This is a genomic window from Kitasatospora sp. NPDC085879, assembly GCF_040686255.1.
Classification (GTDB): domain Bacteria; phylum Actinomycetota; class Actinomycetes; order Streptomycetales; family Streptomycetaceae; genus Kitasatospora.
Window position 1 is genome coordinate 1 of record NZ_JBFBJZ010000132.1, and the last position, 9937, is coordinate 9937.

A 9937-nucleotide genomic window follows, 5' to 3' on the forward strand; every position below is an offset into this window, starting at 1 on the left:
GCGCAGCCGGCCCCCGGGGGCCGGCTGCGGAGACCGGCCGCCGCTGCGGGAACGCCGGCAGGGTTTGGGAGGTGGCCGGTTTCCGACCCCTCACATTCCGTGGTGGTGCATGATCGCGGCGTGAGCGTGTGGTGGATGAGGCGCAGGGACGATTTGCTGGCCCAACTGGCGTCCTTGCTGGTGTACTTCGGCGCCGATGTGCTAGAGGACCCCGGCACCGGCGAGCTCGCCCGCACCGCCGCAGCCCTGGCGGGGGAGTACCGGGCGAGCGACCGCGGTGAGCCGATCCGCGCCACGGCCGTCCTCCTGCAGGAGGCCGCCGCCGAACTACGCACGGCCGACCGCTTCCGCGGCACCCTGCTGCCCGTCGCCTGCCGTCACCTGCGCTGCGCCGTGGCGCTGCTGGTGCGGGCCCGCGCCGCCCTCGAAGCGGCATCCGGCCCGGTGGCCGGCGGACCGGGTGCCCGTGCCGTTCCGGCCCGGTAGCGGTCCCTCCCGCAGCGCGGCCGCCCGGGACCGGGCGCCCGGCGGGTCCGCGCCGCGCCCTTGTCCGCAAATGGCGCTGACGGGGTGTCGGGACGGACAGGCGAGCGGCTCCCGGGGAGACAATGGCATGAACCCCGGGAGCCGCGTCGATCTTCTCATCCCTGCGCGGGCCCGGGGGCCGGGGCCCGGCCCTGTAGGGCGCATTCGAGCCGTGCAGCTGCTGCCGGTCCACTCGCGCCCGGCCCGAATGCGTTTCCCCCGCAGGGTCGCGGTGGCGTACAGTCGGGCGTACCGACGCGGGGTGGAGCAGCTCGGTAGCTCGCTGGGCTCATAACCCAGAGGTCGCAGGTTCAAATCCTGTCCCCGCTACCAATTGGCCGGGCCCGGTGCGCTGAAGCGCACCGGGCCCGGCCTTTCATGTGTCGGCCCGGGTGTCGGCCCCGACGCCGCGTCCGCCCGCCCGTCGCGGCCGCTGTGTGTCGGCCGATGAGGCAGCTGCCCGGCATCGGCCGGGGGCAGCGCGAAAACGGGTTGTCCCGCCGTCAGCGGCCGGGCACAGTGGGCGTATCGCGCCGCACAGGCTCGCAGGAAGGAGCGCGAACGTGAACACCCTCATCCGTGTCCGGTCGTATCGGCGCTCCTCGCTCCCGCAGTATCGCGGGACGTCCTCGCAGCGCTGACCGGCCGGGTTGCCGGGTCGCCGCCGCGGGGAGCAGTCCCCCGCCCGGGCGACCCTTTTCGTATGCCGCCCCGGCAGTGCCGGATGGTGCAACTGGCAGCACGCCTGACTTTGGTTCAGGAGGTTCGGGGTTCGAATCCCCGTCCGGCAGCGCAACACCACAGTTTATGGAGGAGCCAGCCGACAGGCGGCGCCGGCCTCGGTCTTGAAAACCGTTGGGGCGCGATGAGCGCCCGTGTGGGTTCGACCCCCACCTCCTCCGCCAAGGGCGAGCTGGGCAGTGGGAGAGCCCAGGGGTCTGTAAAACCCCCGCTTCGGCTGCGGCGGTTCGAATATCCGCCCTCGCCCACCAGGAACTGCATCCGCAGTCCCGCTTCACCCGCTGACGTGCCTCCTGGCCTGACGCCGGGCCCGCCGGTTCGCGCGGAGACCGGCGCCAGGCTGCCCGTGTGTGCTTCCGGGGCCCTGGCCTTCGAAGCGGCAGGCGGCAGGCGGCCGCGTCCCGGTTGCTCGCAGGCGCCCGCCCTGGGGCCGGAGCTCGATCAGCAGGTCAACCAGAGCAAATCAGGCAATATCGGTTGATGCCTGACAATCTGTTCCTCGTGTGCGACGCGGCGACTGCCACGGAGGTATCTCATGTTGCAGCAAATCGGCTTGTACTACCCATATATCCATTTTCGGGACGAAGAGTGGCTGAAGGCGGCGGCGCTCTACTGGCCCAAGCTCGCCCGTGTCGTCCCGAACGACTATCCCGTCGCCGACTCCGGCACAGCCCACGCGCTGGCAGAGGAACTTGACTTCATCGTGCCGGTCGATCCGGCCATGACGGCGAGCGCGGTGCGCCCGATGTTCCTCGAGGCTCTCGAACGCCACGGTGCCGAGTTCCAGAGGTATCAGGTGGAGAATTCCGGGCGCGGGGTGGAGGTCGAACCGACGCTGTGGACTTCTTCCCGGCGCGATTACCAACTGGCCGGACTGTACCGGGACGAGGTCGACGATGAGTTGCGGACCGCTCTGCTCGAGCGCCGACTCGCTGTCGAGACCCGCCGGAACAGCCTCGAACAGGACCATTCGCATGCGTGGGTAGCCATGGACCCAAGGCTGGCCTGGGTGTATAAGTGCGCCTTCGTCGAAGCACTGGCGCGCAACGGCCGGCTCACTCCCACAACGGACCAGAAGGAAGCACATCTCCAGTGGGACGGCTGGGACGCGGACGCGATCGCCCAGCGGCTCGGCGCCGACACCCACCCCGTCCCGGACGCGAGTGTCGTGGAATCGGTGGGCCTGTTGGCCGTGCGGACCGTGGTGCCGGCGAACCTGGCTGACGTGCCGGTCTCAAAGATCATCAAGGTGCGCCAACGGCACGGCTCGGAGTTCGAAGCCTTCAGCGCGGCGGTCAACGAAGCCGTGGCGATCCTCCAGAGCGAGCTGGCGGAGGTCACCGTGCCCGAGGCCCTCGCGCTCTACGCACAGCTGGAGGTAGAGCATCGCTTCACCCTTCCGCTCGATAACCTGCGCCGTGCCATGAAGGGGCTGGGCATCGAGACGGCGTTCAGCGCGGCGAACCTCAAGTTCGACCTCCCAGCCGTCGCCAGCTCCGTCGCCGGAGGCTTCTTCGCCGGCCTCCCCGTGGTCGGCGCCGCCCTCGGTGCCGTCCTCGGAATCGCCGGCATCTCGCGCACTGCCGCCCAGCGACACCGGGCCGTTCTCGCGGACTCCCCGGCCGCCGCATACCTGCTCTCCATCGAAGGTGGCCTCGAGCCCCGCTCCCTCCTGCAACGGCTGGGCCTGCAAGCCTCTGACCGCCAGCAGTAGAACAGCCGCTACAGCAGGGGGCTGCCCAGTGCTGTGGGGGCCCGTAGCGGCCGGGGTGGCCGATCTGGTGTCAGGCAGCCCGAGGCCCTGGACGCCCGGCCCCCTGTGGGTGTTCCCGGACGGGTCGGCGGCGCGCTCTGGCATACCGTGAAGGGGGCTCGGGGAGCTTCCCGGGCCGGGGGAAGGGGACGGGTTCGTGCTGGAGACCGAGCTGCGCCCGGGGCGGCGTGTGGCGCTGTGCCGGGGGAGGCCGGCCGCCTGGGGGCCGGGGTACTGCCGAGGGCGGTGGGGCAGTCGCTGGCCCTGGCCGGTTGGGTCGGCGGTGGCAGGCGGCTGACGACGACGGGGCAGCTGCTGCGCGGGGATGCGCGGGAGCTGGTCGAGCTGCTGGGCACCGGCGGCAACGAGGCGGGGGCCGGGCCGCTGCGCGGGGTGCAGGTGCAGGTGCAGGTGCAGGTGCTGTTGGCGTGGGCGCACCTGGCAGGCCTGGTACGCACGGACGGTCCGTGGCTGGGGCCGGGCCGGGACGCCGCGCGGCTGCGGGAAGATCCGGGGGCGCTGCGGGATGTGCTGTTCGCGGCGGTGCCGCGGCTGGAGGACTCCCGCTGCGGCTGGCAGTCCGTGCGCCTTCACCTGGAGGGCTCGGCGGACTTCAGTACGGGCCTTGATGTCCTGTGGCGGCGCCTCGGCATCGGCTCGCTGACCGAGGAGGAGGCCGCCCGGACGGTGTGGGAGGAGCTGACGGTCCACCACCACGTCGAGGAACGCCAACCGGCGGGCCTGACCACCTGGAAGGTCGTGGTGGCCCGGGACGTGGCCAGGGCGCTCGCCCTCTACGAGGCCGTGGGTGCGGTCCGGTTCGAGAGCGGCCGCATCGCTCTGACCGGCTACGGCCGCGGCCGGACGCTGTCCGGGGTGCGCGACGACGTCGCCGGCCCGCACAGGCCCGGCGAGGCGCTCATCCACTGGCCGTAGCACACCAGCTGCCCGGCCCGGCTGACCGCCGACTGCCCCAACGAGCCGCTCACCGTCACCCTCGCCCGCTGACCCTCGCCACCAAGCCCGGTCGCCGCCGTGCTGCCCCGCCGACCCGGCGACAGACAGGACGGTGATGCACGGGGGTGGCCGCGACCGCGCCGAGCCGGACCGGGGAGTCAGGGCAGCCGCAGGGACTGCCCGACCAGGATGAGGTCGGGGTTGTCGCCGATGGTGTCCTGGTTCGCCGCGTAGAGGGCGGGCCAGCCGCCGGCCACCTGCTGCGCCTGGGCGATGCCGTCGAGGGTGTCGCCGTCCTGCACGACGACGGTGCCGTCGTCCGCAGACGCGGGATCGGTGGCCCGGGCCGTGTCCGGCTCGGCGACAGCCGCATGGTCGGCGGCGGGCTCCTCGGCGGCGGTCGGCTGCTGGGCAGCGGGCCGCTGCGCCGGTCGCGGCGCGGGGACGGTGTGGCGGCCGGCGGCGGGTCGTCCGCCGGCGCGGGCGCCGCAGTGCGGCCAGGGCGCAAGGCCGCGGCGGGCGGCGAGGTGTTCGGCCACCGTGATCTGCTGCTCGCGGGTGGCGAGGTCGGGGCGGGCCGCGTACGCGGTGCCGCCGTTGGCCCGCCACGTCGCTTGGTTGAACTGGAGGCCGCCGTAGTAGCCGTTGCCGGTGTTGGCGTGCCACCGTCCGCCGCTCTCGCACGCCGCGACCTTGTCCCAGTCCACACCTTGCCCGGCGGCCGGTACGGCTGCGGGCGCCGCGTTCGCCGCGGTGGCGACCGTACCCGTGGCGCTCACGGCGGCGGACGCGGTGTGTGCGGGGGCGGCCTGTGCGGACGCGGCGAAGGCGGTCCACAGGCCGGCGGCGCAGGCGAGGGCGAGGAGTACCTGCAGGATCCGGTGGGCGAGGGACACGACGGGCACGGCGGAACTCACTTCCCGAGAGGTCGGCGACCGGGCAACCGGCGCCCCGGGGCACCGTCCTCCCACCATTCGCACATCCCACCGGCCGGGCCCGGTCGACATCCCGCAGAGGTCACCCGCCCGGCCGCGCCCGGCCACCCGGGCGCACCACGTCGCCCGCCGCCCGGCTGCGCACCGCCACGGGCGACGACCGACCGACACCACCGGAACAGCCGGACGGGTACGGGTGCGTACCCGTATCCTGGTAATCGAGTGGAAGGAGCCCGCCCTCATGGCCGATGCCAACGTGCGGATCCCCGCGGAGGCCCGTGACCGCCTCGCGGAGATCGCCGCCGCCGAGCACCTGTCGCTGCGCGCCTACCTGACCCGCCTCGCCGACACGCTGCTCACCCCCGCCGAGCGTGCCGAACGCGCCGTGCAGGCCCGCGAGCGCCTGCACGCCTGGAACGGCTACGACCCGGACCCGGCGCGGACCGAGGAACTGGACGCCGAGCTCGACCGCCGCCTGGCCGAGGCAGGAGGCCGGTGAGCGGCCTGCACGTCGTCTTCGACGACACCGCCATGGTCGCCGCAGGCCGCGGCAACCTCCTCGCCTCGCGGCTCATCCACCGCGCCCACGCCGAGGCGGGCTGGTACCTCTACGCCCCGGCCTGCGCCCTGGTGGAGGCCGACCGGGCCCGTCCCGGCACCGCCGAGCACTTCGCCGCCCTCCCGGCGGTCACGGTCCTGGACCTGGACCTGCCCGCGACCCTCGCGATCGCAAGCGACACCACCTGGGCCCACGCCCACACCCGCTACGCCGCCACCCCCACCCCGGAGCGCCCGGAAGGGGCGGTTGTCGCCACCGTCGACCCGGCGCGGTGGACTGCCCAGCCGGTCCGGATCATCGACCTCACACCCTGACCCCGCCGCCGCCGGCGCCCCTGTCCCCTGCTCGGGCAACGGCCCCTGTCCGGCCGGTGCCCGGAGGCCGTGCCCCGGGCTCGGGCAACGGCCCGGCATACTGCCGTCCGGAACCGTCGAGGAGGGTGAGGTGGGGTGGTGACGGTCGGTCAGGGCCGGGACCCGGGCTGCGGGCGCGCGGCCGGAGCGCCGGCCGGCGCGTAGCCGGGTGCGGCACGGGCAGGCGTCGTGCGCGGACTACGGCTGCGCCCGCACGGTGTGCCGTCAGGCGGCGCTGCGGGCGCGTCGGCGCCGCGACATGGACCGTGCCCAGGGGCTTGCCGCGCGCGTCGATCCAACCCCGGCGGCGCTGCGGGCTGCGGTGCTGGTGCGCCGCGGCATGTCCGCCCAGGACATCGCGGATGCCTCCGGGATCGCCGTCACCCTCGTGCGCCGCCTGCTGCGCCCGCCCGAGCGGCGTCCGGCCCGGATCGCCCGCAGCACGGCCGAGGCCGTCCTGGGCATCCCGTTGCCCCGGCGCGGCCAACCCCCGAGCCCCGGCCGGGGCCTGACCAGCGCGGGGCCGGCGGCCGATGTCCTGGCAGAGCTCGCCGCGCGGGGCTGGCCCGCGACCTACCTGGCCGCCCGCCTGGACACGAGTACCGCGACCGTCGCGGCCGTCCGCGGCGGCTCCCGGCGTCGGATCTCCATTGCCCTCGACGGGCGCATCCACGACCTGCGGCTGCGCCTGGCCAGCACCACCCCGGCCGCCCAGGGCGTCCGGACCGCGGATGCAGCCCGCACCCGCGCCTGGGCGCTGCGCGAATAGACACCCGGCCTCCCCGGGGGGCCGGGGCGTGCCGCAGTGGCCCGGCTGGCCCGCCGTGCTGCCCCGTCCGGGGTAGGACCGGGGTTGGGTGGCCGCGGAGCGTGGGACACGCGGGAGATGACGAGCTCCTCCGCAGGACCCCGGCGACGCCGTCGGCCGACCGCACGCACCGCCGCGCCCGTCCCCGCGGCCCCGGCGGCAGAAGGATCCGATGGCTCTCCGACCGTGTTCTGCTGCCGGACCTGGCGCACGGAGCGCCTGCTGCCGGGCGGGGCCGTGGTGGCCACGACCTGGCACGAACCGGCGTGCCCGGCCGCCGGGAGGCGCCCATGACCAGCCACGGTCATGCGGACGTCGACGACGCCGGCACCTGGGCGGCGGCACCCACCCACCGCCTGCCCGGCGACATCGCCGCCAGGATCCGGGCCGCCCCGGGAAGCAGGCGTCGAGGAACGCCACATCCGCCTGATCCTCGCCGAGGCCTTCACCGCGCGCCCACCACCGCCACGCGGCGGGGTGACAAGGGCCGGACGGACGCGTGAAAACCCCCGCGCCGACCACACCGGACACCCCCGCTGTACCCCTCGCCGCTGCGCCCTGCTGTGACGCGGACGGCGCCGGCCGACGAGCCCGCGCAACGGCCTGGTGGGCCGGTCGGTGCCGGATCGCAGCAGCGCGGGCGCGCCGGGGACAGGCGGCCGGTGTGACGATGCGGGAGATGCGAGCGCGTCGTGCCGGGGCAGGGAGAAGGGGACCGGATGGTGGGAGTGGTGGTCGCGGGTGACTGGTACAACGAGTTCGGGTCCTGCCTGCGGCTTCAGGCCGATCCGGCCGGCCTGCTGACGGGCACGTTCGAGCCCGGTGCGGGACCTGCCGGGCGCCGCGAGCTGGTGGGGCGGTTCGACATCTGCCCGACCGTCCCGGGTGTCGCGCTCGGCTGGACGGTGGCCTGGCGGGACGAGCACGGCAGTGCCGCGTCCGTGACCAGCTGGAACGGCCAGTACTTCCCAGACGACGAGCGGATCGTCGCTTCCTGGCTGTTCACCACCTCCACCGGCACCGACGAGGCGTGGAAGGCGGCGGTCATCGGCCAGGACACCTTCCGCCGCCTGCCGCCCGCGCAAGCCGCCGACTGAGCGGACGACCAAGGACGCCCGGCGGCCGCCGACCTTCCCCGAACCTCAGCCTCGGCCTGGCGGCCCTCCCGCCCCCAAGGGCCCGCTCCCGGCGCGGCCGCGCGATTCAGGCAAGTCGGCCGGCGTTCGGCCCAGGCGGCCCGACACGGGGGAGGAGTGCCGGCAGGGCGGCCGTGCCGGGGCACCCTTGGCTCACACCACACGGAGGGACCGGAGGCGCGGTCATGGGCGAGGACTTCTTCGAGCCGGGCGGCGTGTACCGGTACGAGAGCGGCGGAACACCGGACGGGTACGGGGCCGAGGTGTTCGTCGTCGCCCATGTCGGCCGGGCACCCGACGGCTTCGACGACCATCCCCACGCGGGCGCCACCGCCTTCGGCTGGCGCCGCCTGGTGACCGGCCCGGGCGGTGCGGGACGCCCGCTCGGCCCCTACGTCTGCCACGACCCCGCCGGCTGGCGGCCCGTCCCGGACGAGGAGATCGGCCCGCTGCTCGGCAGCATGATCTCCGACCTCGCCTGGCCCGCCCCCGACCGGCGCACACGCCAACCACCGCAGTGCCCGCCCCGGCCGCCCCATCCCTGACAGGCCGACCGCCCGCGGCATCGCCCGCCCGGAGGGAGAGGTTCGCGAACTGTTCTGCCGGGTAGCCATGGTGCCCCGCGGGAGGCCGGTCGAGCAGTGCCCGGCCGCCCGCACGGATGCCGGGGCGCGTCCCCCACCGCGCCCCGGCACCCTTCGGCGGCGGGTGTCCTGGGCACAGCGCGCCGGGCATGAACCATGATCTGTCCATGGAACGAGTCATTGATCTTGATGAGGCGGCTGCAGAAGTGGCTGATCGGGCGCCGGGGTGGCGGGCTGCTGGCCTGACGGTAGGTCAGGTGACCTGGCGCGACCATTCAGTGCCCTGGACTCAGCGGTTTGAGACGGACAGGTCGTTGGTGAACGATCCCGACTCGGTGGGCGTGCTCATCTCGGGTCCGGCGGAGGCTGAGCTGTCGGTTGTGCTGTTCCGAGGGGCCTGGGCCGACGTCGACTTCGTCGCCAGCATGGACGACGCCGGCGCACTTCCGGCCTCGGATATCGCTTCAGCTCGGGAGTTCGGCGTCCAGCTCGACGGCTGGGTGGCCCGTGTGTTCGGTCAGTCCTCCTAATTCGGACGGCTCGTCCATCGTGGCGGCGACCGGAAGCCGTTGAAGCCGCCCAGGGCCCGACCCGGCGGCCATTTTTTGGGTACGGCACCGCGCGCCCAGCCGCCGCCGACAAGCCGACACCTCCGGTTCCGCGGCTGCGCCCGGCGCCGTCCGTGGCGCGGCACCTTCTCGCGTCTCGCGCATCGGGCGGCCGACAGATGGCAGGGTGGTGCGCCACAGGACGGGATTGATCACCAACGCGCCCGGCCGGCACCCCCCACCGGCCGGTTCGCGGAACGACCCGACCCACACGACGCATCCCCTGACGAGGAGAAGGCACCGACCTTGGCAACCGACTACGACGCCCCCCGCGGCACCGGCGACAGCGGCAGCGACGATGACAGCATCGAGGCACTGAAGGGACGGCGCGACGACAAGCAGAGCGGCGCGGTCGACGCCGACGCCGAGGCCGTCGAAGGGCTGGAGCTTCCGGGCGCCGACCTGTCCGGCGAGGAACTCACCGTCCAGGTCGTGCCGCTCCAGGAGGACGAGTTCACCTGCATGACCTGCTTCCTGGTCCACCACCGCACCCAACTCGCCGGCGAGGACAGGAACGGCCGGCCCATCTGCCGCGACTGCGCATCCTGACCACCGCCCGCCACCGCCGGCCGGGCCGTACGCGTGCTGTCCGCAGGCCTGCGGCATGGTCCGTGCACGGCCGTGAAACTCCTGGTCGAAGGCCTGCGGTGCGCGGTTCGGGCGCTCTAGCATTCCGGCACGGCCGCCCTGTCATCCCCGTGTCGGCGCGACCGTGCCAAGCGGTCGCGCTGGCGCGCGGCCGTCTCCTCCCCGGCCGGGACGGCTGCACGCCCGCCGTCCCGCAGGCCGCGCCCCGTGGGCTGTCGGCCGGGTTTGACCGGGGCGGTGAGGACGCTCTGAAAGTCAGGAACCGCCCGCCCAGACCGGAGACCGGCCCCGGGCGGAATGTGAAGCCGGCGTTCGGCCGTTGACGGCCAGGTCACTCCTGTACCCGCCGGGCGACTGCCGGAGCACGGCGCTGTTGACGCGCCGTGCTCC

The 9937-nt window shown here is 74.1% G+C and carries 11 protein-coding genes and 4 tRNA genes; 14 read left to right on the top strand and 1 reads right to left on the bottom strand.

Features of this window, described 5'->3' with window-relative positions; translation table 11 throughout:
• Positions 1–135 precede the first annotated feature (135 nt).
• From AB0P35_RS40400 to AB0P35_RS40430, 7 genes are all read left to right on the top strand, one after another.
• A complete protein-coding gene (locus tag AB0P35_RS40400) occupies positions 136–486 on the top strand; it encodes a hypothetical protein (protein ID WP_363521264.1) in 351 nt (116 codons plus the stop codon).
• 295 nt (positions 487–781) lie between these two features.
• A tRNA-Met gene (locus AB0P35_RS40405) sits at positions 782–858 on the top strand.
• A 385-nt stretch (positions 859–1243) separates the two neighbouring features.
• Positions 1244–1316 (top strand) — tRNA-Gln (locus tag AB0P35_RS40410).
• Between the two features lie 18 nt (positions 1317–1334).
• A tRNA-Ser gene (locus AB0P35_RS40415) sits at positions 1335–1430 on the top strand.
• 1 nt (position 1431) lies between these two features.
• Positions 1432–1517, top strand: a tRNA-Tyr gene (locus tag AB0P35_RS40420).
• Positions 1518–1801: 284 nt separating this feature from the next.
• Positions 1802–2980, top strand: coding sequence for a DUF6236 family protein (locus AB0P35_RS40425; protein WP_363521267.1), 1179 nt, complete (start codon positions 1802–1804; stop codon positions 2978–2980).
• 285 nt (positions 2981–3265) lie between these two features.
• Positions 3266–3955 (top strand): hypothetical protein, encoded by a 690-nt coding sequence (locus AB0P35_RS40430; protein WP_363521270.1) that lies wholly within the window; start codon positions 3266–3268, stop codon positions 3953–3955.
• Between the two features lie 179 nt (positions 3956–4134).
• Here the strand turns inward: AB0P35_RS40430 and AB0P35_RS40435 are convergent, their stop codons facing one another.
• Positions 4135–4881 carry a transglycosylase family protein gene (locus AB0P35_RS40435; protein WP_363521273.1) on the bottom strand — a complete coding sequence of 249 codons (747 nt, stop codon included), beginning with the start codon at positions 4879–4881 and terminating at the stop codon, positions 4135–4137.
• Between the two features lie 271 nt (positions 4882–5152).
• On the opposite strand from AB0P35_RS40435, the gene AB0P35_RS40440 reads away from it, so the two are divergent.
• The 7 genes from AB0P35_RS40440 to AB0P35_RS40470 all read left to right on the top strand — a co-directional run bounded on the left by AB0P35_RS40440 (position 5153) and on the right by AB0P35_RS40470 (position 9508).
• Positions 5153–5410, top strand: coding sequence for a hypothetical protein (locus AB0P35_RS40440; protein ID WP_363521275.1), 258 nt, complete (start codon positions 5153–5155; stop codon positions 5408–5410).
• Between the two features lie 5 nt (positions 5411–5415).
• Positions 5416–5784: a hypothetical protein gene (locus AB0P35_RS40445; protein WP_363521290.1), complete on the top strand. Its 369-nt coding sequence runs from the start codon at positions 5416–5418 to the stop codon at positions 5782–5784.
• Positions 5785–6082: 298 nt separating this feature from the next.
• Positions 6083–6592 (top strand): hypothetical protein, encoded by a 510-nt coding sequence (locus tag AB0P35_RS40450; RefSeq protein ID WP_363521278.1) that lies wholly within the window; start codon positions 6083–6085, stop codon positions 6590–6592.
• Between the two features lie 758 nt (positions 6593–7350).
• Positions 7351–7728 carry an avidin/streptavidin family protein gene (locus AB0P35_RS40455; protein WP_363521281.1) on the top strand — a complete coding sequence of 126 codons (378 nt, stop codon included), beginning with the start codon at positions 7351–7353 and terminating at the stop codon, positions 7726–7728.
• A gap of 224 nt (positions 7729–7952) precedes the next feature.
• Positions 7953–8312: a hypothetical protein gene (locus AB0P35_RS40460; RefSeq protein WP_363521283.1), complete on the top strand. Its 360-nt coding sequence runs from the start codon at positions 7953–7955 to the stop codon at positions 8310–8312.
• A gap of 188 nt (positions 8313–8500) precedes the next feature.
• Complete coding sequence (locus AB0P35_RS40465) at positions 8501–8881, top strand: hypothetical protein (RefSeq protein ID WP_363521285.1); 381 nt, start codon at positions 8501–8503, stop codon at positions 8879–8881.
• Positions 8882–9205: 324 nt separating this feature from the next.
• Positions 9206–9508: a DUF4193 domain-containing protein gene (locus tag AB0P35_RS40470; RefSeq protein ID WP_363521287.1), complete on the top strand. Its 303-nt coding sequence runs from the start codon at positions 9206–9208 to the stop codon at positions 9506–9508.
• The last annotated feature ends 429 nt before the right edge of the window (positions 9509–9937 follow it).